The organism is Knoellia sinensis KCTC 19936, from assembly GCF_000768705.1.
Classification (GTDB): domain Bacteria; phylum Actinomycetota; class Actinomycetes; order Actinomycetales; family Dermatophilaceae; genus Knoellia; species Knoellia sinensis.
This window is the reverse complement of record NZ_AVPJ01000003.1, coordinates 1-22345: the sequence shown is the minus strand read 5'-3', so window position 1 is coordinate 22345 and position 22345 is coordinate 1. Positions and strand designations below refer to the sequence as shown.

At 68.0% G+C, this 22345-nt stretch carries 23 protein-coding genes and 1 pseudogene; 14 read left to right on the top strand and 10 right to left on the bottom strand.

The genetic code is table 11. The features are described from left to right. The first annotated feature begins 112 nt into the window (after nucleotides 1–112). The 3 genes from N802_RS04720 to N802_RS04710 all read left to right on the top strand — a co-directional run bounded on the left by N802_RS04720 (nucleotide 113) and on the right by N802_RS04710 (nucleotide 2742). The gene (locus tag N802_RS04720) at nucleotides 113–1309 is read left to right on the top strand and encodes an acyl-CoA dehydrogenase family protein (RefSeq protein WP_035913066.1); all 1197 of its coding nucleotides are present in this window, start codon (nucleotides 113–115) and stop codon (nucleotides 1307–1309) included. A 93-nt stretch (nucleotides 1310–1402) separates the two neighbouring features. Next, nucleotides 1403–1990: a YflT domain-containing protein gene (locus tag N802_RS04715; protein WP_035913064.1), complete on the top strand. Its 588-nt coding sequence runs from the start codon at nucleotides 1403–1405 to the stop codon at nucleotides 1988–1990. 5 nt (nucleotides 1991–1995) lie between these two features. Continuing rightward, a complete protein-coding gene (locus N802_RS04710; RefSeq protein ID WP_035913062.1) occupies nucleotides 1996–2742 on the top strand; it encodes a PIG-L deacetylase family protein in 747 nt (248 codons plus the stop codon). Here N802_RS04710 and N802_RS04705 read toward each other — a convergent pair. Both N802_RS04705 and N802_RS04700 read right to left on the bottom strand, forming a co-directional pair. Next, nucleotides 2739–3662 carry an alpha/beta fold hydrolase gene (locus tag N802_RS04705; protein ID WP_052109442.1) on the bottom strand — a complete coding sequence of 308 codons (924 nt, stop codon included), beginning with the start codon at nucleotides 3660–3662 and terminating at the stop codon, nucleotides 2739–2741. The genes N802_RS04710 and N802_RS04705 overlap by 4 nt on opposite strands. 8 nt (nucleotides 3663–3670) lie before the next feature. Next, nucleotides 3671–5164, bottom strand: a complete 1494-nt coding sequence (locus N802_RS04700) for an aminopeptidase P family protein (protein ID WP_035913060.1) — start codon at nucleotides 5162–5164, stop codon at nucleotides 3671–3673. 18 nt (nucleotides 5165–5182) lie between these two features. Between N802_RS04700 and N802_RS04695 the strand changes: the two genes are divergently transcribed. Next, nucleotides 5183–6217 (top strand): DUF2332 domain-containing protein, encoded by a 1035-nt coding sequence (locus N802_RS04695; RefSeq protein ID WP_035913058.1) that lies wholly within the window; start codon nucleotides 5183–5185, stop codon nucleotides 6215–6217. Nucleotides 6218–6313: 96 nt separating this feature from the next. Here N802_RS04695 and N802_RS04690 read toward each other — a convergent pair whose 3' ends face one another. Continuing rightward, entirely contained in the window at nucleotides 6314–8032 is a 1719-nt protein-coding gene (locus N802_RS04690; protein WP_035913056.1) for a glycerol-3-phosphate dehydrogenase/oxidase, read from the bottom strand. A gap of 30 nt (nucleotides 8033–8062) precedes the next feature. On the opposite strand from N802_RS04690, the gene N802_RS19325 reads away from it, so the two are divergent. Beyond that, on the top strand, nucleotides 8063–8980 hold the full coding sequence (locus N802_RS19325) for a serine hydrolase (RefSeq protein WP_052109441.1): 918 nt from the start codon (nucleotides 8063–8065) through the stop codon (nucleotides 8978–8980). A 159-nt stretch (nucleotides 8981–9139) separates the two neighbouring features. Then, nucleotides 9140–9481, top strand: a complete 342-nt coding sequence (locus tag N802_RS04680; RefSeq protein ID WP_035913054.1) for a hypothetical protein — start codon at nucleotides 9140–9142, stop codon at nucleotides 9479–9481. Between the two features lie 67 nt (nucleotides 9482–9548). On the opposite strand, the gene glpK is transcribed toward N802_RS04680, so the two are convergent. Beyond that, nucleotides 9549–11063: a glycerol kinase GlpK gene (gene glpK / locus N802_RS04675; RefSeq protein ID WP_035913052.1), complete on the bottom strand. Its 1515-nt coding sequence runs from the start codon at nucleotides 11061–11063 to the stop codon at nucleotides 9549–9551. 131 nt (nucleotides 11064–11194) lie between these two features. On the opposite strand from glpK, the gene N802_RS04670 reads away from it, so the two are divergent. After that, nucleotides 11195–12097, top strand: a complete 903-nt coding sequence (locus tag N802_RS04670) for a type IV toxin-antitoxin system AbiEi family antitoxin domain-containing protein (protein ID WP_035913050.1) — start codon at nucleotides 11195–11197, stop codon at nucleotides 12095–12097. Between the two features lie 153 nt (nucleotides 12098–12250). After that, nucleotides 12251–12805: a MaoC family dehydratase gene (locus N802_RS04665; protein ID WP_035913048.1), complete on the top strand. Its 555-nt coding sequence runs from the start codon at nucleotides 12251–12253 to the stop codon at nucleotides 12803–12805. Between the two features lie 73 nt (nucleotides 12806–12878). Here the strand turns inward: N802_RS04665 and N802_RS04660 are convergent, their stop codons facing one another. Continuing rightward, nucleotides 12879–13928 (bottom strand): hypothetical protein, encoded by a 1050-nt coding sequence (locus N802_RS04660; protein WP_035913044.1) that lies wholly within the window; start codon nucleotides 13926–13928, stop codon nucleotides 12879–12881. Continuing rightward, nucleotides 13921–14421: a SigE family RNA polymerase sigma factor gene (locus N802_RS04655; RefSeq protein WP_035913042.1), complete on the bottom strand. Its 501-nt coding sequence runs from the start codon at nucleotides 14419–14421 to the stop codon at nucleotides 13921–13923. Before N802_RS04655 ends, N802_RS04660 begins: the two co-directional genes overlap by 8 nt. A 115-nt stretch (nucleotides 14422–14536) precedes the next feature. On the opposite strand from N802_RS04655, the gene N802_RS04650 reads away from it, so the two are divergent. Continuing rightward, nucleotides 14537–14956 (top strand): VOC family protein, encoded by a 420-nt coding sequence (locus N802_RS04650; RefSeq protein WP_035913778.1) that lies wholly within the window; start codon nucleotides 14537–14539, stop codon nucleotides 14954–14956. A gap of 18 nt (nucleotides 14957–14974) precedes the next feature. On the opposite strand, the gene N802_RS04645 is transcribed toward N802_RS04650, so the two are convergent. The 4 genes from N802_RS04645 to N802_RS04630 form a co-directional block, all read right to left on the bottom strand. Then, nucleotides 14975–15994 carry a hypothetical protein gene (locus N802_RS04645; protein WP_035913041.1) on the bottom strand — a complete coding sequence of 340 codons (1020 nt, stop codon included), beginning with the start codon at nucleotides 15992–15994 and terminating at the stop codon, nucleotides 14975–14977. Next, nucleotides 15987–16484 carry a SigE family RNA polymerase sigma factor gene (locus N802_RS04640; protein WP_035913039.1) on the bottom strand — a complete coding sequence of 166 codons (498 nt, stop codon included), beginning with the start codon at nucleotides 16482–16484 and terminating at the stop codon, nucleotides 15987–15989. The genes N802_RS04645 and N802_RS04640 overlap by 8 nt, the downstream gene beginning before the upstream one ends. Before the next feature lie 74 nt (nucleotides 16485–16558). Further along, the gene (locus tag N802_RS04635) at nucleotides 16559–17428 is read right to left on the bottom strand and encodes a hypothetical protein (protein ID WP_035913036.1); all 870 of its coding nucleotides are present in this window, start codon (nucleotides 17426–17428) and stop codon (nucleotides 16559–16561) included. Next, nucleotides 17425–17934, bottom strand: coding sequence for a SigE family RNA polymerase sigma factor (locus N802_RS04630; protein WP_035913033.1), 510 nt, complete (start codon nucleotides 17932–17934; stop codon nucleotides 17425–17427). Before N802_RS04630 ends, N802_RS04635 begins: the two co-directional genes overlap by 4 nt. A gap of 129 nt (nucleotides 17935–18063) precedes the next feature. Here N802_RS04630 and N802_RS04625 point away from each other — a divergent pair, with 129 nt between their 5' ends. The 5 genes and pseudogenes from N802_RS04625 to N802_RS19320 form a co-directional block, all read left to right on the top strand. Next, complete coding sequence (locus N802_RS04625) at nucleotides 18064–18909, top strand: PHP domain-containing protein (RefSeq protein ID WP_035913029.1); 846 nt, start codon at nucleotides 18064–18066, stop codon at nucleotides 18907–18909. Next, nucleotides 18906–19796, top strand: coding sequence for a formyltetrahydrofolate deformylase (gene purU, locus N802_RS04620; protein WP_035913026.1), 891 nt, complete (start codon nucleotides 18906–18908; stop codon nucleotides 19794–19796). The genes N802_RS04625 and purU overlap by 4 nt, the downstream gene beginning before the upstream one ends. Nucleotides 19797–19850: 54 nt before the next feature. Beyond that, on the top strand, nucleotides 19851–20753 hold the full coding sequence (locus N802_RS04615) for a RecB family exonuclease (RefSeq protein ID WP_245613834.1): 903 nt from the start codon (nucleotides 19851–19853) through the stop codon (nucleotides 20751–20753). A 152-nt stretch (nucleotides 20754–20905) separates the two neighbouring features. Further along, nucleotides 20906–21688 (top strand): ParA family protein, encoded by a 783-nt coding sequence (locus N802_RS04610; RefSeq protein WP_035913023.1) that lies wholly within the window; start codon nucleotides 20906–20908, stop codon nucleotides 21686–21688. A 200-nt stretch (nucleotides 21689–21888) separates the two neighbouring features. Then, a pseudogene (locus N802_RS19320) lies at nucleotides 21889–22345 on the top strand (DUF222 domain-containing protein); the annotation flags it as partial.

Sequence of the window (22345 nt, the reverse complement as noted above, 5' to 3'; positions counted from 1 at the left end):
CGCACGGGGTGCGAGGTGGGGGGAATCACGCGCCGAGCGGGTTCAGCGGGAGGTGAGCGGACGGCATACTCGACAACGGTCTTTCTCCGACTCATGAAGGTGGCATTCACGCATGGCACGTCTCGCCCAGACCGAGGGCCTCACCGAGGAACAGTCCGAGATCCTGAAGGCCGTGCGGGTCTTCGTCGACGAGCAGATCATTCCGGCTGCCCAGGACCTCGAGCACGCTGACGAGTACCCCCAAGAGATCGTCGACGGCCTCAAGGAGCTCGGTGTCTTCGGCCTGACCATCCCCGAGGAGTTCGGTGGTCTCGGTGAGTCGCTGCTCACCTACGCGCTGGTCGTGGAGGAGATCGCGCGCGGCTGGATGAGCGTCTCCGGCGTGATCAACACCCACTTCATCGTGGCCTACCTGCTCATGCAGCACGGCACCGAGGAGCAGAAGCAGAAGTACCTCCCGCGCATGGCGACCGGTGAGGTCCGCGGTGCGTTCTCGATGTCCGAGCCGGGCCTCGGCTCCGACGTGTCCGCGGTGTCGACCAAGGCGACGAAGACCGACGACGGCTACTCGATCACCGGCCAGAAGATGTGGCTGACCAATGGCGCCACCTCGACGCTGGTCGCCGTGCTCGTGAAGACCGACGAGGGCGCCGAGAGCGTCTACAAGAACATGACGACGTTCCTGGTCGAGAAGGAGGCCGGGTTCGGCGAGACCGCGCAGGGCGTCACGGTGCCGGGCAAGCTCGAGAAGATGGGCTACAAGGGCGTCGAGACGACCGAGCTCATCCTCGATGGCCACAAGATCGGTGCCGAGCAGATCCTCGGCGGCGTGCCTGGCAAGGGCTTCTTCCAGATGATGGACGGTGTCGAGGTCGGCCGCGTCAACGTCGCGGCACGTGCATGTGGTCTCGCGATCCGCGGCTTCGAGCTGGGCATCGCCTACGCCCAGCAGCGCAAGACGTTCGGCAAGATCATCGCCGACCACCAGGCAGTGCTGTTCCGGCTGGCCGAGATGGCCACGAAGGTCGAGACGATCCACAACATGATGGTGCGGGCCGCACGCCTGAAGGACACCGGCCAGCGCATGGACGTCGAGGCCGGCATGGCCAAGATGCTCGCCAGCGAGTACGCCAACGAGGTCGTCGAGGACTCCTTCCGCATCCACGGCGGCTACGGCTACTCCAAGGAGTACGAGATCGAGCGGCTCATGCGCGAGGTCAAGTTCATGCTCATCGGCGAGGGCACGTCCGACATCCAGAAGATGATCATCGGCCGCAGCCTTCTCAAGGACTATGCACTGAAGGGCTGAGATCGTTCCTCCCGCTTCGGAAGGCGACTGACCGGGTATGCCGGTCGGTCGCCTTCCGGCGTTTGTGCGGACTGTGGTGCGAGACTGGGGTGCATGAGCACCCAACCGACGCGTGGCCTCGGTCCGGCCGCAGCCCAGCAGCTGCTTTCCCTCGACTACCCGATGTCCCTCGGTGTCCACGACACCTACGCCGGGGCGCAAAAGGTCGTGGACTACCTGTCCGACCATGAGTTCCCCGTCGAGGACCTGCTCATCGTCGGGACCGACCTGAAGCAACTCGAACGCGTCACCGGTCGGCTCACGCGCGGTCGAATCCTGCTGGGCGGGCTCCTGTCCGGTGCGTGGCTGGGTCTCCTCATCGGCATGATCTTCGCGCTCTTCGACACGAGCGGGTTCGCCTGGACTTCGGTGCTCATGACCGTGATCTTCGGCGCCGTCTTCGGCGCGATCTGGGCGTTCGTCGGCTACTCGTTCACGGGCGGGCAGCGTGACTTCACCTCGGTGATGCAGGTCGTCGCGACGAAGTACGAAGTGCTCACGGAGCACAAGCACGCTGCTCGGGGTCGTGACCTCATCGCGCAGATGGACCCGATGGCTGCCGCTCAGGCGGAGGCCGCGCGGATGCGCGAGGCGGCGACGCGTCAGGCGCCGCCGTCCGAGGGTCCGGCTCCCACGAGTTGACGGTCATGAGCGTCCCGCCCAACAGTCCGCTGGAACCGTTCCCCGAGGACTTCGAGTCCGTCCTGTGCGTCGTCGCGCATCCCGACGACATCGAGTACGGCACGGCGGCGGCCGTCGCCAAGTGGACCGACGCTGGCAAGACAGTGACCTACTTCCTCCTCACCCGTGGTGAGGCCGGCATCGACACGATGCACCCCGACGAGGCGGGACCGGTCCGTGAGGCGGAGGAGCGTGCGAGCGCTGAGGTGGTCGGCGTGACCGAGGTGGACTTCGGCAACCACCGCGACGGCAACGTCGAGTACTCCCTCGACCTCCGCCGCGACATCGCACGGGAGATCCGCCGGCGTCGACCTGACGTCGTCATCACCGGCGACTACGGGAACCGCTTCGTCGGCGGCATGCTCAACCAGGCCGACCACCGCGCGGTCGGGCTGGCCTGTGCCGACGCGGTCGCCGATGCGGGCAACCGCTGGATCTTCCCGGAACTCGTCGAGGAGGGTTTCGAGCCCTGGAACGTCGGGATCCTCGCCTTTGCCGGCCCGATGACACCGACGCACTACGTCGACGTGGGGGACCAGGTCGAGGTGGCGGTGAAGTCGCTCGAGGAGCACGCGGCATACAACTCCGCCCTCCCGGACACGTTCCCCAAGCCGGACCAGCTCGTGCCGATGTTCCTGGAGATGGGCGCCAAGGCGGCGCAGGCCGAGGGAGTCACGCACGCTCTCGCCCTCGACGTCGTCAACCGCCGCTAGGCCGGCGGTTGGGGCGAAGCCGGGTCGGGGACGGCCGGCTCATGGGCGTCGATGAAGGCGCCCACGTCGCGCGCGAGCCGCTCTGGCTGCTCGCCGTTGACGGCGTGTGAGGCGCCCTCGTAGACGTGGACCACGTCGAGCAGGCGACGCGCGTTCTGGGCTGCCTCACGGGCGTCGTGCAGCGGGGAGGCGCCGGCCACGATCATCATCGTGGGAATGTCGAGCGCCTCGACCTTGTCCTCGGGAGTGCGTGACGGTGTGGGCAGGGCCATCGCGTACGTCTGCATGCCGGCCTCGATCATGTCGGCGACGGGCACGTCCTCGACCGGCGCCCCGCCTGCGGTCCAGCTGTTGAACGAGTCGCGCCACGAGCGCGGTGCGGAGGGGAAGGCCACCGGGATGGACCGGAGGATGGCGGCCGGGCGCAGGCTGCTCACCACGAAGGGCGAGTCGATCAAGGAGATGGTCGCGAGCCGGTCGGGGCGGTGGACTGCGAGGTTCACCGCCGTCCAGCCGCCGATGGAGAGACCGACGAGGTGGAAGGCCCCTTCGGGAAGCTGCACCAGCGTCGCGGCCAGCCAGTCCGCCTGCTCCTCGTGGGTCGTGATCGGTGCCGTCTGCACGCTTCGGCCCGGCTCTCCCAGCAGGTCCAGGGCATAGACCGTGCGGTGCTCCAGGAGTCCGGGCAGGTTGGCGGCCAGCACGGGGACACCCGACCGGGTGCCGGGGAGCGCCACGATGGGTGCACCCTTGCCCTGCCCGTCGAAACGATAGACGCGCACCGTGCCGTGGCTCGTGGGCACGTCAAGCACCTCGCTGGGCTCGGGAAGCTCAGCCATGGCCCGGTCGTAGGCCGCGAGGTAGCGGTCGCGGTCGGCATCGGAACGGAAGTGGCCCACCTTGGGGGCGGAGTTGAACATGGCTGCCGTCAGGCGTTCTCCTCGCGAACGTCCGCGATCCAGGCCTCCACGTCCGCGCTGCTCCGCGGCATCGCGGCCGAGAGGTTCTCGTTGCCGGCCGCAGTGATGACGAGGTCGTCCTCGATGCGCACGCCGATACCGCGGAACCTCTCGGGCACCTTGAGGTCGTCGGCCTTGAAGTAGAGCCCCGGCTCGACCGTGAGCACCATGCCCGGCGTGAGCTCGGCATCCATGTATTCGGCCCGCGTCGCCAGGGCGCAGTCGTGCACGTCGAGACCGAGGTGGTGCGAGGTGCCGTGCACCATCCAGCGGCGGTGGTACTGGCCGTGCTCGGTGTCGAGGGTGTCCTCGACCGACACACCCTCGGGCAGCAGGCCCCACGCGTGGAGGTGCTCGGCGATGACTCGGATGGCGGCGGCGTGGACGTCCGAGAACTTGTTGCCCGGCTTGGCCGCGGCGATCCCGGCCTCCTGCGCGGCATACACGGCGTCGTAGATCTCGCGCTGCGCGTCCGTGAAGGTGCCGGACACGGGAAGCGTGCGGGTGATGTCCGCGGTGTAGAGCGCGTCGACCTCGACGCCGGCGTCGAGGAGCACGAGTTCGCCCTCGGTCACGTCACCGGTGTTGCGGATCCAGTGGAGCGTGTTCGCGTGGTCACCGGCGGCGCAGATGGAGTCATAGCCGACACCGTTGCCCTGGTGGCGGGCGTGGAGCCCGAAGACGCCCTCGATCCAGCGCTCGCCGCGGCCCAGCTCTGCGGCCCGCGCGAGCTCGGCGATGACCGCCTCGAAGCCGACGTGCGTGCCGGCGACCGCTTCGCGCATCTGCTCGATCTCGTATTCGTCCTTGACGAGCCGCAGCGTGGACAGGAGGTGGGCGAGCTCGTCGTCCTGTTCCTCCAGCGATTCGGATGCAGCACCGTTGTCGGCGCGCGCCTTGTCGAGGACGGCCGTGAGCTCGCGGTCGGCATCCCGGACGAGGCGAACGACGACCTCGCCGGCGTCCTTGGCCGCCGCAGCCTCGAACTCGTCGATGTGCTTGGCGGTGAGCCCGAGTTCGAGCTCGATGTCGGCCAGGCTCGGGCGAGCGCCCACCCAGAACTCGCCATAGCGAGCGTCTGCGAAGAACTCGTCACTGTCCCGCTCGCCGAGAGGTCGGAAGTAGAGGATCGCCTCGTGCCCGTCGCCGTTCGGCTCGAGGATGAGCACGGCGTCGGGCTCGCGGTCGGCGCCGAGGCCCGTGAGGTGGGCGAAGGCGGTGTGGGGGCGGAACACGTAGTCGGTGTCGTTGCTGCGCACCTTGAGCCCACCCGCCGGGACGATGAGACGCTGACCCGGGAAGGCCTTGCTGACAGCTGAACGGCGCGCCGCGGCATACGGGGCGGCAGGAGACTCGCCGGTCGCCTGCGGTCGTCGCTCCGCCCAGTCCTCGCGGACGAAGCCGCGGAACTCCTCGGTCGTCGGACGGGCGCGGTTCTCGGCCTTCTTCTGCTCTTCACTCACCCGCCTATGGTGTCACGCGTGACTGCCTACGACGGAGCGACCATTGGCGAGCGCATGCGCAACCACTTCGACGGGAGGACCGAGCACCTCTACGGCGTGCTCGTCCGCGACTTGGCCGGCGACTGGGACCGCGGCGGAGTCGTGCGCGAGATCCTCTCGGGCCGGGAGGACGCGCCCGCGGGGGATCTGCTCCAGCTGAGACTGCTGGCCGGGATTCACCGGATCGTGTTGCGAGGGGATGCACCCGGGCTCGAGCCCTTCTATCCGTCCATGGGCGGAACCGCCGACCGGTATGCCGTGTGGCCGGCTCTTGAGCCCGTGTTGCGCTCGCATGTGGCCGAGTTGCGAGCGGGCCTCGACGTGGCGCCGCAGACCAACGAGGTGGGTCGGTCGGTGGCGCTGCTGGCAGGTTTGTCAGAAGCGGTGCGCCGCACTGGGATTCGTCGGGTGCGCCTGCTGGAGCCGGGTGCCTCGGCTGGACTCAACCTCCTCGTCGACAAGTACCGATTTGTCGGGGACGGTTGGGAGGCAGGGCCGTCTGATGCCCACTTGGTGCTGGAGGGTTGTGGCGCAACGGGATTCGCGCCTGTTGAGTTCGAGGTCGCGTCACGCAGGGGGTGCGACCTCGAACCGTTCGATGCCACGACAGGTGAGGGAGCGGCATACCTGCGGTCGTTCATCTGGCCGCACATGCCGGAGCGCGATGCGCGGCTGGTGGGCGCGCTCGCCACACTGCGCGAGAATCCGGTCGTCATCGACCGCGCACCGGCTGCGCAGTGGGTGCGCGAGCAGCTGGCCGCCCCGGTGGATGACGACGTGCTGACCGTGGTCTGGCACTCGATCACCCGGCTCTACTGGCCGCGTTCCGAGTACGACGCGATGATCGCGGCCATCGACGAGGCCCGCAGCCGGATGCCGCTCGTGCGGGTCGCCCTCGAGGACCCTGAACGGCCCCCGGCGAACGGGGCGTGGGTGCCGCAGATCGAGGTCGACGAGGACGTGATCGGCCACTGCACGCACCACGGCCCACCGCTGGACCTCGACCGCCCCTGACCTGAAACCGGCGTCCCGAACTCACCGAATTCCTCGGTTGGGGACGCACCCATCCGTCCCGAACTCAGCCAATTCCTCGGTTGGGGACGCGTGATGTCAGAGGGTGGCGTCGGGGGCGAGTCGGCGGGCCTCGGCGGCACTCTCGTCGTCGGGCATCGTCTGGCTCGACATCTCGGCCTCGACGCGGCGGTGATAGATGTCGAGTTCCTGCGCGACGCGGGCGTCGTCCCATCCGAGGATCGGTGCTGCCAGTGCTGCGGCATGTGGCGCCGCGATGATTCCGCGGTCGCGAGCCTCGATCGAGATGCGGGTGCGGCGGGTCAGGATGTCGGTGAGGTGGACGGCGCCCTCCGTGGCTGCGGCGTAGACGATCTCGGCCTTGAGGTGGGTCTCGCCGCCGGGGAGCAGTTCGCCCAGCTCGGGTTGGGCGTTGATGAGCGCGATGAGTTCCTTGGTGAGGGTGCCGTAGCGCTCGAGCAGCGTCTCGACGTGCTCCTGGTCGATTCCGGCGGATCGGGCGAGGATCTGCGGGCGCTCGCTGAGCCATTCCCAGCCGATCGCGCCGGCCAGCGGGATCTTGTCGGTGGACGACGCCGCCACCTCGGCCTCGAAATCCTGGACCGCCTCGTCCACGGCGTCCTTGGCCATGATCCGGTAGGTCGTGTACTTGCCGCCGGCGATGAGAGTGAGCCCGGGAACCGGTGTGGCAACGACGTGTTCGCGTGACAGCTTGGTGGTCTCATCGGCCTCGTCGCCGGAGATCAGTGGCCTCAGGCCGGCGTAGACGCCGTCGATGTCGTCGCGGGTGAGTGGCGTGACGAGGACCGAGTTCACCGTCTCGAGGAGATAGTCGATGTCCGCGGACGTCGCTGCCGGATGCGCCTTGTCGAGGTTCCAGTCCGTGTCGGTCGTGCCGATGATCCAGTGCTCGTCCCACGGGATGATGAAGAGGACCGACCTCGCCGTGCGCAGGATGACGCCGGTCTCGGAGCTGATGCGGTCGCGCGGGACGACGAGGTGGATACCCTTGCTGGCCCGCACCTTGAGCGGCCCGCCCTCGCCCAGCATGGACTGGATCTCATCCGTCCAGACGCCGGCGGCCGCGATCACACGACGGGCGCGGATGTCGAACTCCTCGCCGGTGCGCTGATCCCGTGCCCGGACCCCGACGACGCGCTCGCCGTCCTCGGAGCGGAGCATGCTCACGGCGGCAACCCGGTTGACGACGTGCGCGCCGTGCATGGCCGCAGTCCGGGCCAGCTCGAGCACGAACCGTGAATCGTCCACCTGGGCGTCGTGATATTGGATCGCCCCCGTCAGGGCGTCGGGGCGCAGGCTCGGCATGAGCCGGAGAGCAGCCTTCTTGCCGAGGTGCCGGTGGCGGGGGAGACCCGCGGTCTGGCGAACCCCGAAAGCGAGCCCGTCATAGAGCGCGATGCCCGAGCCGACGTAGAAGCGCTCCCACGCCGGCTTGCTCAATGGATACATGAAGGGCACCGGACGCACGAGGTGGGGAGCGATCGTCGTGAGCAGCAGGCGGCGCTCCTGCAGTGCCTCGTGCACGAGCCCGAAGTCGAGCATCTCGAGGTAGCGCAGGCCGCCGTGAATGAGCTTGCTCGAGCGCGAACTCGTGCCACTGGCGTAGTCACGGGCCTCGATGAGGCCGGTGGACAGCCCTCGAGTCACGGCGTCCAGCGCGGTCCCGCAGCCGACGACACCGCCTCCCACGACGAGGACGTCGAGTTCCTCACCTGACCGCAGCCGCTGGAGGGTGGACGTGCGCGCAGCCGGCGAAAGGGTCACGCCTGCCAGCATAGGTCGCCCTCCGGGCCTACTCTGTGGCCTGTGCCGGAAACCACCCCCATCTCACGTCGAGTCATCGCGAGCTCGGCGTTGGCCCTCGTCGGGGCGGGTTTCGCGTTGCGGGAGCGGCCGGACGACGTCGCGGCCGCGCCCTTGGCGCGTGCACAGCCGGCCTTGCCCGCCGAGACCACTGCTCCGGTGGCTCGCACGGTGGACCGCGCAGCCCTGACGGCCGAGCTGGACGCCTATCTGGCCACGCGTGGCGGAACTCTGGGTCTCTTCGTCCGCGACCAGCGCAGCGGCGAGACGTTCGAGTGGCAACCGTTCACCAACGAGTCGCTGAGCACGATCAAGGTGCTCATCCTCATCGCGTGCTTGCGGAAGGTCCAAGACTCAGGGGCGGCCCTGACGGACGCCCAGCACAACCAGGCCCGCCGGATGATCCAGTCGAGCGACAACGCAGCCACCGACGCGCTCCTCGCGTGGGTCGACACGTCGAAGGTCCAGGAGGCTGCCGCCCTCCTGGAGATGACGAGCACGACGGTTCAGGGCGGCGGTGCGGCAGGGACGGCCACGTGGTGGGGCTACACCAAGACGACGCCAGCCGACCTGGTGAAGATGCTCGGCGCCATCGCGCCAGCGACCCCGACGGGCGGGTCGGCGATCATCCACGGCGGCCATCGGGCCTACGTCCGTCACCTCATGGCCGGCGTGGTGCCGAACCAGCGCTGGGGCGTGGCGGATCCGCCCCTGCCGGGTGGTGTCTACACCGAGACCAAGAACGGCTGGGGACCACTCCCGGATGGCTACCGGCTCAACTCCATCGGACGGGTCATCGGTCACAGTCGGAACTACACCATGGCGATCCTCACGCGCAGTCCGAGGGGTTTCCGCTACGGCCGCGAGTCGATCAATGGTGTGTCCGAGATCGTCCATGAGGCCCTGACGCAGCCTCTCTGAGCCGGGGTCCCTGGCCCAGGCGGGTGGTTCCTCAGACCGCCCTCCCACGCCGTATCCCCGGGCCTCACGCCGCCTCCTGTCCAGTAGCCGAGTGAACATCAGGGTTCACGAGCACCCAGCTCCACGACGGGTCGGCTCCCACCAGGAAGAAGCGCCACCATGTCCCACTCCACCAGCCTCCGCCGCACGGCCTGCACCGTGGGTGCAGCCGGCGTCCTTGCCCTCTCGATCGCCGCACCGGCCAGCGCCCTGCCCGACCCCGGGGAGCCGGCAGGGGCGGCGTCCAGCCAGTCCCGACCGGACGGCTCGATCCTGCAGAACTCCGCGCCGAAGGCCGACTCGCCGGCCACGAAGGTACCCGGCACTGCAGCCCTCACCGTCGACGACAACGCCATCGAGGTGCTCCAGGTCGGCGCCGGAGTACTCGCCGGCCTTGCCCTCGGTGGCGCTGGCATCGCCGTCGCCTCGCGCCGCCACCGCCACGCGGCGCACCCCGCATGAGGAGCAGCAGGACAGCTTCACAGACCACCCGAGAGGGGCTCGATCCAGCATCGGGCCCCTCTTCGCGTCAGTCGACGTCGACCCAGTCCAGGGTCCGGTCAACCGCCTTGCGCCATCCGGCATACCCGTCTCGTCGTTGGTCGTCGGACCACGAGGGTTCCCAGCGCTCGGCCTCGGCCCACTTCGCCCTGAGTTCATCGGTGCCGGACCAGAAGCCGGTGGCCAGCCCCGCGGCATACGCGGCTCCCAAGGCCGTCGTCTCGGGAACCACCGGCTTGCTCACGGGCACGCCGAGGATGTCGGCCTGGAGCTGCATGCAGAGGCGGTTGGCGGTGACACCACCATCAACCTTGAGCGTCTCGAGCCGCACGCCTGAGTCCGCAGTCATGGCATCCGCGACGTCGCGGCTCTGATAGCAGATCGCCTCGAGGGTCGCCCGTGCGACGTGGGCGTTGGTGTTGAAGCGGGAGAGCCCGACGATCGCGCCGCGCGCATCACTGCGCCAGTACGGCGCGAAGAGCCCGCTGAACGCCGGCACGAAGTAGACCCCGCCCGTGTCGTCGACCTGCGCCGCCAAGGTCTCGACCTCGGAGGCGCCCGAGATGATGCCGAGCTGGTCACGCAGCCACTGGACTGCGCTGCCGGTCACCGCGATGGAGCCCTCAAGCGCGTATACCGGTGCGGAAGAACCGAATTGGTACGCCACGGTGGTCAGCAGTCCGTTCTTGCTGCGGACGATCTCGGTGCCGGTGTTGAGCAGGAGGAAGTTGCCGGTCCCGTAGGTGTTCTTCGCCTCGCCGGGCTCGAAGCAGACCTGGCCGACCGTTGCGGCCTGCTGGTCGCCAAGGACGCCGGTGATCGGCACCTTCGCCGTGCCTCGCTCCCCGGACGTGATCCCGTATGCCGTGTCGTCACTGCTCGCGTGGATCTGCGGGAGCATCCTGCGCGGGATTCCGAAGAAGCCGAGGAGCTCGTCGTCCCAGTCGAGGGTGGTGAGGTCCATGAGCATGGTCCGGCTGGCATTGGTGACGTCGGTGGCGTGGATGCCGCCGCGGGGTCCGCCGGTGAGGTTCCACACGAGCCAGGTGTCGGGAGTGCCGAAGAGGGCGTCGCCGCGCTCGGCTGCCTCGCGGACGCCGTCGACGTTCTCGAGGATCCACTGGATCTTGCCGGCCGAGAAGTAGGTCGCCGGAGGCAAGCCGGCCTTGTGGCGGATGACCTGGCCGCGATCGTCGGAGTCCAAGGCCTTGGCGATCGAGTCGGTGCGGGTGTCCTGCCACACGATGGCGTTGTGGAACGGGCGACCCGTGTGGCGGTCCCACACGATCGCGGTCTCGCGCTGGTTCGTGATGCCGATGGCGGCGATGTCGGCAGAGGAGAGTCCCGCGCTGGTCAGGGCGGAGCCGATGACGGTCTGGGTGCGGTCCCAGATCTCGAGGGGGTTGTGCTCGACCCAGCCGGCGCGGGGGAGGACCTGCTCGTGCTCGAGCTGGTGCCGGGCCACCTCGCGCCCGTCGTGGTCGAAGACCATGAACCGGGTGCTCGTGGTGCCCTGGTCGACCGCGCCGATGAAGTCCGCCATGCCGGTCACCCTATGACGCGGAAATCGTGGATCGTCCCGGTTGCAACTTGGACGACCCGCGATTCCCTGTCAGGACTGAGCCCTGTGGATAGTCGAGCGGCTCGACTCGCTCCCTGCGCCACCATGGCGTGATGGATTCTCGACTTCACGCCATCGCCACCGCCCGCGGCGGTGTCTTCAGCACGGCCGACGCTCGAGGGGTGGACGTCGACGACGCGGCGTTGCGGGCGCTCACGCGATCCGGCGACGTCGTCCGGGTCCGAAGAGGTGCATACGTTGTGGGGGACGTATGGCGTCCGGCTGTGCACGAAGAGGTTCTGAGGTTGCGGGCGCTGGCCGTGATGCGAACGCGCCCGGACGACGTGGTGACGCATCAGGCCGCCCTGGCGATGCGTGGGTTGCCACTCCACGGTGTGCGCCTGGACGTCGTGGATGTCCAGACCAAGGCGGGGCGGGTCCGGCTCTCCGCAGGGTTGCGCACGCAGCCAGGATCACTCCCTCACGTCATGGTGGACGAGACGCGGGCCGTGTCGGTTGAGCACGCGATCGTCCAGGTACTCCTCCGCTCCGGTCTTGAGGCCGCGCTGGTTCCGCTCGATGCGGCACTGCGCACCAAGGTCTGCACAGTCGATCGCATTCGCAGGGCCGTCGATCAGCTCGTGCCCAAGCCCCGAAGGGCCCTGGGCCAGCACCTCCTTGACCTTGCCGACGCCAAGAGCGACTCCCCGGGCGAAACACGGACGCGAGTGTTGTTGCACGATCTGGGGCACAACTGGCGGAGCCAGGTCGTCATCTGTGACGAGAACGACGACTTCGTCGCCAAGGTGGACTTCCTCGTTGAGGGACGGGTTGTCGTGGAGTTCGATGGACTCAAGAAGTACGCCGGAGCCGACGGACACAAGGCGCTGGCCGCGGAGAAGAAGCGCGAAGACCGCTTGCGTTCCCTCGGATACGCGGTCGTGCGGCTCGTGTGGTCTGACTTGTCTCGGCCGGAACGAGTTGCCGCCATGATCCGCCGGGCCCTCGCAGCCTGACCATCCCGGAAATCGGGCACCGTCCTTGTTGCAACCGGGACGATCAACGATTTCGTGTCATGGGGTCCACGCGACAGAGGTGACCTGACCTGTGAGGGAACGCACGCGGCATACGTGCTGTGTCGGCGCGCGCGGCAGGCGAGGATGGGCGGCATGCAGTTCGGACGCAGCTATGAAGAGTTCGAGGTCGGAGCGACCTACAAGCACTGGCCCGGGAAGACGGTCACCGAGTACGACGACCACCTTTTCTGCCTCCTCACGATGAATCACCACCCGCTTCACATGGATGTGAACTACGCGGAGAAGACGACGCAGTTCGGCAAGAACGTCGTGGTCGGCAACTACGTCTACTCGATCCTGCTCGGCATGAGCGTCGCGGACATCAGCGGCAAGGCGATCGCCAACCTCGAGATCGAGAGCCTGCGCCACGTCGCGCCGACCTTCCACGGCGACACCCTCTATGGCGAGACCAAGGTCCTCGACAAGTGGGAGTCCACCTCCAAGGACGACCGTGGCGTCGTCTATGTCGAGACCATCGGCTACAACCAGGACGGCAAGGTCGTCTGCATCTTCCGCCGCAAGGTCATGGTCCCCAAGAACAACTACCTCGAGTCGCGCGGCGGCGAGCAGCCCGGTCGCCCGACGCCTCAGCCCGACAAGAACTGGGCCGGCCCTGACGCCGTGGAGGACAAGCCCGCCGAGGGCTGAGTCTCCTTCTCTCCCAACGCAAGCGGACGGCATACCAGGAATTCTCGGTATGCCGTCCGCTTGCGTGATGCGGTCAGGGCACGTTCCGCTTGACCGCCTCCGTGTGGCGGGTGCCGGAGGCGTCGGTCCATTCGACGGCGGTGGGGTGGATCTCGCCGTCGACCACTGACTGGCTGCGCTCACGGGTCGTGTGGACGAAGGTCCACTCGGCACCGGGACGACCGACGACCGTGGCCGGCGTCGTGGCCCCGGTGTTCCACGTCACTGTCACGTCCGTGGCCGCACGACCGGTGTTCGGCAGCGCGAAGGCGGCGCTCAGGAACTGCAGCCTCGTCGCCCGCGAGTCGAGGTCGAGGCCGAGCCATGGTGTGGAGCCGGGAGCGTACTTCTCGACCTGGCCGCCATTGGGTCGCAGATCGGCCATGAGCCGCTGGTCGGGGTACAGGAGGAGGGTGCTCTCGCTCGCCGGGAGCCATGCACTCGTCAAGGGTTGTCCCTTGGCGTTGAAGGCTCCCGAGCCGTCGGTCCACACGACGTCCCGGTAGGCATCGGCGGTTGCAGCATCCCGGAACTCCACGCCGATGGCCTGCTGATCGGTGCCTGGAAGGGGAACTTTGTCGAGGTAGGGCAGCTCCACGACGCCGTCAGTGACGACCATCAACGACGCGGCCCGAGCGGGGGCCGTCCCGATCATGACCGTGTCACTGCCCGCAGCCCGAACGAGGGACACACCGTCGGGCGTCGACCGAGTGGCTGACAACCGAACGTTCTTCCAGTTGTCATCGACCCGGAAGAGGGTGACGTCGTCCTGGCCCGGCTTGGCGGCGCGGTCGAGCTCGACGGCATACCGAGAGGAGAGCACTCGGCTCGTCACGCGATCGCCGGCAGTCGAGACGTCCGACGCCCCGGGCAGCACGCTTCGATCCGGCAGCGGGCCGACGGCAGCGAACCCGATCGCCCCGGCTGCAAGGACGACGGCGGCGCCTCCGCCCATGGCCAGCCGGCGGCGACGGCGGACCCGCCGACCTGTCGACAGGGTGGCGTCGAGGTCATAGTGCAGGTGGGGCGCTGGTGCCCGGACGAGCAGGTCGCGGATCTCATCGTGCTGCTGGAAGTCAGACATGTTGTCCCTCCTGAAGGTCTTCGGTGGCGAGGGCTTCGCGGAGCCGGACGAGGCCGCGTGACCCGCTGCTCTTGACGGTGCCGACGCTCACATCGAGGAGGTCGGCGACCTCGGCCTCAGGGAGCCCGACGTAGTGACGGAGCACCACGACCTGGCGCTCGCGCGTCGGCAGGGTGTTGAGGAGCCGGACGATGTGCCCGGTGTCCTCGGGCTCGCGGTCGCGATGGTGCTGCTCCGGCAGGTCGCTGACGGTCGTTTCGCGCTGGCGTCGGCGATGGGTGTCGATGTGCTCGTTGAGGATGCACTTGCGCGCGTAGGCGACGGGCTGGCGGGTGCGCAGCCAGCCCCAGCGCAGATAGACCTTGACCATGGCCGACTGCACCAGGTCCTCGGCCTGAGACTCGTCACCACAGATCAACCAGGCCGTCCGCAACAGCCGTGGTGTGGCCCCCACGGCGAACTCGGCGAACTCGTCGTCGTGTCTCCCCGCCATCTCACCCCTCGTTCCCTCGGTTCGTCATTGCCCCCTTAGAACGGAGCACGTCCCCCAAAGGTTGAGTCGAGTATCTCGGTGGCCGGCCTGATTCCCGAATGAAAGGGTGGCCGACATGGCCTCACGGATCTCACACACGTCAGTCGACTCCCGCAACGCCCACGACCAGTCGCACTGGTGGAGCGAAGTGCTCGGGTGGTCCGAGGACCCACAGGACCCCAATCTCCCGGGCCACGAGGAATGCATGATCCTCAGCCCCGACGGTCGCGAGCGGGTGCTCTTCATCGAGGTACCCGAGGGCAAGACCGTGAAGAACCGACTCCACTTCGACCTCGTGCCCACGGACCGCACCCGCGACGAGGAGGTCGAGCGCCTCCTCGCCCACGGCGCGACCGTCGTCAACGACCTGCGCGACCACCCCGAGGGTGGCCCCGGGGCGGGCTGGGTGACGATGGCCGACCCCGAGGGCAACGAGTTCTGCATCCTGCGCAGCTACGACGAGCGACCGGACCCGTACACCCACCTCGTCGTGTGAGGGCATCTCAGTCGAAGGTCACTTCACTTCTTCGGTATGCCGTACGCCCGCCTCGTCCGTCCACGTCACCTTCGTGACCCGCGGGCCCGCGCCCGATCCGGGACCGGTGGCGTCGGCAAATGCGGCCACCTCAGTGCCGTTCGGAAGCGACTCGGTGAAGACCTCGGAGTGGTAGTTGTCGGCGGCCCACGAGAACTCGATGTTGCGCGCCTCAGAAGGGAGGAGGGTGACGGAGCGCCAAGTCCAGTCACCTCCATCGTGCTGCTGGCCGTAGCCCATCGTGGTGATGGCCTCTTCTCGGGTCAGGGGCTTCATTGATCCGCCGTCGCGCGTGAAGACGCCCATGACGCCCGACTCACGATCGACGAAGAAGGTGTCGGTCTCGGCGAGCCTCGTGCTGAGCACTCGGTTGCCCATGCCGTCACGGACCGCACCGCTTCCGGCATCGTCCATCCAGAACGTGTCCCTGTAGGTCCCCACGTCGGCCGGGTTGTCGAACTTGAGCGCGTACGCCTTGAACTCGGTTCCGGGTAGCGGCGCATCGTCCTGCTGGATCCCGCCTTTCGCCTCAGGTGCGCTGGTCAGGGACTTGGCCAGGCCGACCGGCGCGGTGCCGAGCATGACGCCGTCGGCACCGGTGCCGGTGCCCATCGAAACGACGGTTGAGTCGACCAGCGACTGCGCGAGCTGTGTGCGCTTGCCGTCCTCGATCTTGTAGAACGTGACGTTCGGCTGGTCGCCCGTGTCACCAGGGATGACCTCGACGGCATAGCGACCGTCGAGCACCGTGGCGGAAACGGGCTTGCCGACGCTGACCGACGGAGACGGGACGGCCGGGAGGGCGTCGTTGCGCACCCCCGAGCCGAGGGCACCGAACGTGATGGCGGCTGCTCCCACCACGCCGACCACGCCGAGCCCGGTGCGCCGCAAGGCGCGCCGGCGCAGGCGACGGCGCCCCCCGGCATACACGGCGTCCTCGTCGACGGCCAGCGAAGGTGACGGGGGAGCGGCAAGGAGCTCGAGGATCGGGTCAGGCATGACGGTCTCCTTCGGTGACGAGCAGGGTGCGCAGGCGGGCGAGGCCGCGCGAGGTTGAGGACTTGACCGTCCCCGTGCTGATGTTGAGGGCCTCGGCGACGTCGCGTTCGGACATGTCGACGTGGTGGCGCAGGACGACACACTGGCGCTCGCGGACCGGAAGTTGAGCCAGAGCGCCCGCGAGGTGGTCGGAGAGGACGACCTGATCCGAGCGGTCCGAGAGCGACGTCTCCGGTACCTCCGACGTGAGCGACTCACGCCAGCGACGCCGATGTGAGTCGGTGTGGAGATTCACGAGCACGCGCCGCGCATAGTTGTGGGTGCCGCCCGCTTCGATCCGGGGCCACGCCACATAGACGCGCTCGAGCGTCTCCTGGACCAGGTCCTCCGCGCTCGACGCGCCACCCGTGAGCAGCCACGCCAGCCGCAGCAGCCGGGGGGAGCTCGACCGCATGAACTCGTCGAACGACCCGTCATCGCGCCTGCTCACGACACCACCTCACACCATACCCATCGAACCGGACGCCCTCGATACGGCCGACCGGTCCGAAAGGTTGTCACGCCTCAGAAGTCGTAGCCGACGCCCAAGGATGCTTCGGTGCCGTTCGCATTGCGAACCACCATTCGAGTCACGTTGCCGTTCTCGTCGACGGTCGCCGGCCTGGGGAGCTTGATGATGGTGAAGGTCATGGACCCCTTCGGGTATTCATGGCCCGTGTCCGGAAAGGGCAGGGTGATCGACCTGAACTCCTCGCCGCTGACCGGCTGGCCGTTCTCCGAGACCACGTCCGAGAGGGGGCCGACATGCGAGGCATAGACGACGCGAGGGTCGGCGGCGATGCCGAGTCCGTGCTCTCCGTTGGGGTCGTGACGCGTGTACACGAGTGAGCCGTTCGCGCGGAGTTCGGCCTTGTAGTTGGGGTAGTCGCCAGACATGCCGTCGCGCACCAGCCTTGCGCTGTAGGCGACACCGCCCACGCTGACGGGGTCGGTCCAGTCCACGCTGGCCGAGGTGGTGCTCGGGCTGGGCGACTTCGACGGCGTCCGACTCGGAGTGGATTCCGGGGTCGTCGTCGTGGTCGTCGTGGCCGACGGGGTCGAGTTTGGTGTGGCAGTTGCACTGCTCGTCACCGTCGCGGACGGCGAGGCCGAGGACGTGGTTGTCGGGGTGACGTCCGGAGTCGGCGTCACGGTGGGCGTCGGAACCGCGGGGAGCGTGTCGGTGTCACCGGCCCGTGGGGCGAGGACACCGATCGTCCCGGCGATCACGAGCGTCGCGGCGGCGGCACCGGCCACGGTGAGGACGCGACGACGGACGACAACCCGGCGACCGCGCGTGAGCACGTCCTGGTCGGCGATCCCGAGGTCGTGCGGAGCGCTCGAGGCGGCGCCACGGAGCTCGTTCCTGAGCAGGTCTTCCATGTCGAAGCTCATCGCTGGCTCCCTTCGGTGGTGAGGTGGGCGGTTCGGAGGGTGGCGAGTCCACGGGAGGCACCGGACTTCACGGCGCCGACGGAGATGCCGAGCAGGTCGGCGGTCTGTTGCTCCGACAGGTCCTGGTAGTAGCGCAGGACGACGATCCTTCGCTGTTGCGCCGGGAGCAGGTCGAGCATGCGCAGGATCTCGTCGCGATGTTCGACGGTGCTGTCGGGTCGGATCGGGCGCTCGGGCACGCCGTCGACAATCACCTCGCGCGACGTCTTGCGCCACGTGTCCGTCTTGTGGTTCACGAGGATCCGCCTGGCATAGGCCAAGGCTTGTTCGCGGCGCACCTTGGGCCACGCGGCATACGTCTTGACGAACGCTGCCTGCACCAGCTCCTGGGAGCGATCGTGCGACCCCGTGAGCAGCCACGCTGTGCGCAGCAGCGACGGTGTCGCGTCGGTCATGAATGCGGTGAACGCCGCGTCGCGTTCAGCCTTGGACTCTCGTCCCAGCATGTGTCCCCCTTGTCGTGGTCTCACCCAGCACTACGGGGGTATGCCGTCAAAGGTTGCCTCTGCGGCGCGATCGGTTCGCGAGTCCGGAGTGAGGGGTGGGCCGGCCACTTCGCGCTTAGGCTACGCAGCGTGAAGATCGACCTCCACACGCACTCGACCGCAAGTGACGGGACCCAGAGCCCATCCGACCTCGTGGCCGAGGCCAAGGCTGCGGGTCTGGGGATGATCGCCCTCACCGACCACGACACGACCGCCGGGTGGGAAGAGGCCGTGGGTGCGGCGCACCGCGAAGGCATCAGGCTGGTTCGGGGGATCGAGATCTCGTGCAGCCGCGCCTACCGGAGCATCCACCTGCTCGGCTACCTGCCCAACCCCGACGACCCGCGCCTGGCCATCGAGCTCGCCCGGGCCCGCGACAGCAGGGTGGGCCGCATGGATCGCATGGTTCAACGCATGGCCGCGGACGGCATACCCATCACGGTGCGTGAGGTGCGCGCGCAGGTGGCGCCGGGCGCAACGCTGGGCCGGCCACACCTGGCCGACGCACTCGTGGCGAACGGGGTCGTGGCCACACGTGACGAGGCGTTCCGCGACCTGCTGCACGACGGGAGCAAGTACTACGTCGGGCACTACGCACCCGACCCTGTGGCAGCGATCAAGCTCGTGCGGGGTGCTGGGGGAGTTCCGGTCCTGGCCCATCCTTTCGCCATGCGGATGGCCAGCGTCAGTGACGAGATGGTCGAGGAGTTCGCCGAGGCGGGGCTGGCAGGACTCGAGGCGCATCACCGCGACCACGAACCCGAGGAGGTCGAGCGTGCCCTGCGGCTCGCCGAGCGCCACAAACTGGTCGTGACCGGGAGCAGCGACTACCACGGCACCGGCAAGCTCAACCGCCTCGGTGAGAACACGACGAAGCCGCGGGAATGGTCACGTATCGTCGAGCAGTCCCGCGGCGTGAAAGTGATCGAGCCATGACTGAAGGCGTCTCCCGACGCATCCGTTCCGAGGACGAGGGTGACCTCGTCCTCACCCTGTCCTGCCCGGACCGTCCCGGCATCGTCGCTGCGGTGAGCCAGCACCTCTACGAGCGCAGCGCCAACATCGAGGAGAGCCAGCAGTTCAGCGACCACCGCACCGGCCGCTATTTCATGCGCGTGCGATTCGCTACCGGCGACAGCGACGTCGACGTGGATCAATGGAGGGGCGGGTTCGCCTCTGTCGCAGACGAGTTCGACATGGTGTGGGAGCTCCGCAAGGCGGCCACGGCATACCGAATGCTTGTCATGGTGAGCCGCTTCGGTCACGTCCTCAACGACCTGCTGTTCCGCTGGAACTCCGGTCAGATCAACGCCGACATCGTCGGCATCGTGAGCAACCACCTCGACCTCGAGCCGATGGCCAGGTCCTACGGCATCCCGTTCCACCACATCCCCGTCACTCGCGATACCAAGGCGGAGGCGGAGGCGCAGTTGCGCGAACTCGTCGCCGAGCACGACGTCGAGTTGATCACCCTGGCCCGCTACATGCAGGTGCTCAGCGACGACCTCTGCCGCGATCTCGGCGGGCGGGTCATCAACATCCACCACTCGTTCCTGCCGAGCTTCAAGGGTGCCAAGCCCTATCACCAGGCGTTCGAGCGCGGGGTCAAGGTCATCGGGGCGACCGCGCACTACGTCACGGCCGATCTCGACGAGGGGCCGATCATCGAGCAGGACATCCACCGGGTCGACCACCGGATGAATGCGGAGGACCTCGTCGCGGCGGGCGAAGAAGTGGAGTCCAGGGTCTTCGCGCGTGCCGTGAAGTGGCACTGTGAGAGCCGGATCATCCTCAACGAGGACCGCACCATCGTCTTCAGCTGACACGCCTGTGGATGGTTGCCGGACAGTGTCGGCCGCTCTGGCTAGGTTGGGGAGGTGAGTCAGGTGAGCGATGTGGGCGCCGGGCGGCCGGTCCAGCAGGAGTTCGCGGGCATGCCGCCGAAGTTGTATGCCGCGAGCCCGTCGCGGCTTCTTGCTCTCGTCGACTGCCCCCGCCGTTATCGAATGCAATACCTCGACAAGCCGCGGCCGGAGGCCCGGCCGCAGCGGGCGCACACCTCCTTCGGTCTGGCGGTGCACAACGCGCTTCGGGACTGGTGGGACCTGCCGCGTGATCGCCGCACGGCGTCGGCCGGGCGCGAGCTGGTGCGCCAGTCCTGGATCGATGTGGGTTTTCGTGATCCGGACCAGGCGAGCCAGTGGCGCAAGCGGGCGCAGGAGCACGTCACGGCATACCTCGGAGGTGTCGACCCGGACGACCAGCCCAAGGGGATCGAGCGAACGGTCTCGTTCGTGAGCGGGGCGCTGCGCGTCACGGGGCGCATCGACCGGCTCGACGACCGCGACGGCGAACTCGTGGTCGTGGACTACAAGACGAGCCAGAAACCCTTGGGCGAGGATGACGCGCGCACGTCCTTGCCGATGGCCCTGTATGCCGCTGCCGTCTGGAAGATGTTCCGTCGCCCGTGCCTTCGCGTCGAGCTCCACCACGTGCCCACCGGTGAGGTGGTGTCACACACGCACACCCCGGAGTCGCTGACCCGCAAGGTCGATGAGGCGAAGTCGATCGCGCGCGATGCTCAAAGGGTCGACGCGGACTTCGCGGAGCGCGGCGTCGAGTCGACGTTGTTCCCGCCAGTGGTGGGGCCCCTGTGCACGTGGTGTGACTTCAGGGCGCACTGCCCCGAAGGGCAGACTGCCGGACCGGAGAAGTCCGGTTGGGCAGCCCTTGAAGCTGCGGAGGCTGCCGCAGTGCCACGGCCGGTCGAGGTGGATTGACAGACCACTGGGGAATCCACGACGGCTACTTCGCCGACCTTGGTCAGGCAGTCCTGCCGCCCCGGTAGACACCATGTGAGCAATCCACGTGTGGGACGTGACTGCCTGCCAGACTGGGCCGGCCGGCATACCGACGATTCCAAGGACTGTCCGTGCCTCCACGCAAGCGCTCTTCAGGTGCCACGATCATCGCCGTCGCCAACCAGAAGGGTGGTGTCGCCAAGACGACGTCGGTCGCGTCGCTCGGGGCTGCTTTCGCCGAGGCCGGCAAGCGGGTGCTGCTCCTCGACCTTGACGCCCAGGCGTGCCTGACCTTCAGTCTCGGCATCGACCCGGACGAGGTCGAGTCGTCGGTCCACCACGTGATGCTGGGCCAGGTCGAGCTGGCCGACATCATCACCCCGAGTGACGACGGGGTCGATCTGGCGCCGGGGTCGATCGACCTGGCCGGCACGGAAGCGGTCCTCCTGGGCCGGCCCGCGCGCGAATACGTGCTGCAGGGTGTGCTCGAAGACGTGCGCAAGGACTATGACGTCATCCTGCTCGACTGCTCGCCGAGCCTCGGCGTGCTCACGCTCAATGCGCTGACCGCCGCTCAGGGACTCATCATTCCGATGCCGTGCGAGATGTTGAGCCACCGAGGTGTCGGGCAGCTGCTCGACACGGTCACCGATGTCCAGAAGATCCTCAACAAGAAGCTCGAGATCATCGGGATTCTGCCCACGTTGTTCGACGGCCGCAGCAACCACTCGCAGGAAGTGCTCAATGACGTGGGGGAGCGCTATGGGCTTCCGGTCCTGTCGCCGGCGATCCCGCGCACGGTGCGGTTCGCGGAGGCTCCGGCCGTTGGTCGTTCGATCCTCTCCACGTCGCGGACGTCCAAGGGCGCACGGGCCTACCGTGAAGTCGCCAAGAGCCTGCTCCCTCGGCTCTAGCCCGTCACCGCAACGTCAGCGTCAACGGTCGCTCTATTAGCCACTCACCCTGACGCTAGGCGTCGCTGCTTTCGCAACGTCAGCGTCAACGGTCGCTCTAGCAGCCACTCACCCTGACGCTACGAAAAGGGTTGTGGTGCAAGGGAATTGGGTTGTGGACAACCGGCTGGATGTCACCGAACGCGTGTACGATTTGGGGTATGGACGCGACACCGATGACGACCACACCCGAAGCGCAGGTGCGCTCGGTGGTGTCGTCGTTGGCGGAGCTGAACCCGGAGGGGTTGACCGAGGCGGAGCGGGTCGCGACGGTGTCGGCGTTGGAGGCGATCAAGGGCGCCGCCGCAGCGGTGCAGGCCCGGCTGACGCAGGCCGCGGTCGTGGACCGTGAGGGCCTGGGTGAGGACTCCCGCAGCGTCCGCGCCGAGATCGCGCTGGCCAGGAAGTGTTCACCGACGGTGGCGGACCAGCACGTCGGGGTCGCGAAAGCACTGGTGGAGGAGATGCCGCACACCCTGGCCGCGCTCACGCGCGGGGAGATCAGTGAGCGGCGGGCGCTGATCATGGTCCGCGAGACCGCGTGTTTGTCGCGGGAGCACCGGGCGCAGGTCGATGCCGACCTGGCCCCGAAGCTCGGGTCGTTGGGGGACAAGGCGT

Coding starts and splice junctions, on each gene's coding strand:
- N802_RS04720 (WP_035913066.1), top strand. CDS start 113: ATGGCACGTCTCGCCCAGACCGAGGGCCTCACCGAGGAACAGTCCGAG.
- N802_RS04715 (WP_035913064.1), top strand. CDS start 1,403: ATGAGCACCCAACCGACGCGTGGCCTCGGTCCGGCCGCAGCCCAGCAG.
- N802_RS04710 (WP_035913062.1), top strand. CDS start 1,996: ATGAGCGTCCCGCCCAACAGTCCGCTGGAACCGTTCCCCGAGGACTTC.
- N802_RS04705 (WP_052109442.1), bottom strand. CDS start 3,662: ATGTTCAACTCCGCCCCCAAGGTGGGCCACTTCCGTTCCGATGCCGAC.
- N802_RS04690 (WP_035913056.1), bottom strand. CDS start 8,032: ATGCTGGCAGGCGTGACCCTTTCGCCGGCTGCGCGCACGTCCACCCTC.
- N802_RS04680 (WP_035913054.1), top strand. CDS start 9,140: ATGTCCCACTCCACCAGCCTCCGCCGCACGGCCTGCACCGTGGGTGCA.
- glpK (WP_035913052.1), bottom strand. CDS start 11,063: ATGGCGGACTTCATCGGCGCGGTCGACCAGGGCACCACGAGCACCCGG.
- N802_RS04670 (WP_035913050.1), top strand. CDS start 11,195: ATGGATTCTCGACTTCACGCCATCGCCACCGCCCGCGGCGGTGTCTTC.
- N802_RS04665 (WP_035913048.1), top strand. CDS start 12,251: ATGCAGTTCGGACGCAGCTATGAAGAGTTCGAGGTCGGAGCGACCTAC.
- N802_RS04660 (WP_035913044.1), bottom strand. CDS start 13,928: ATGTCTGACTTCCAGCAGCACGATGAGATCCGCGACCTGCTCGTCCGG.
- N802_RS04655 (WP_035913042.1), bottom strand. CDS start 14,421: ATGGCGGGGAGACACGACGACGAGTTCGCCGAGTTCGCCGTGGGGGCC.
- N802_RS04650 (WP_035913778.1), top strand. CDS start 14,537: ATGGCCTCACGGATCTCACACACGTCAGTCGACTCCCGCAACGCCCAC.
- N802_RS04645 (WP_035913041.1), bottom strand. CDS start 15,994: ATGCCTGACCCGATCCTCGAGCTCCTTGCCGCTCCCCCGTCACCTTCG.
- N802_RS04635 (WP_035913036.1), bottom strand. CDS start 17,428: ATGAGCTTCGACATGGAAGACCTGCTCAGGAACGAGCTCCGTGGCGCC.
- N802_RS04630 (WP_035913033.1), bottom strand. CDS start 17,934: ATGCTGGGACGAGAGTCCAAGGCTGAACGCGACGCGGCGTTCACCGCA.
- purU (WP_035913026.1), top strand. CDS start 18,906: ATGACTGAAGGCGTCTCCCGACGCATCCGTTCCGAGGACGAGGGTGAC.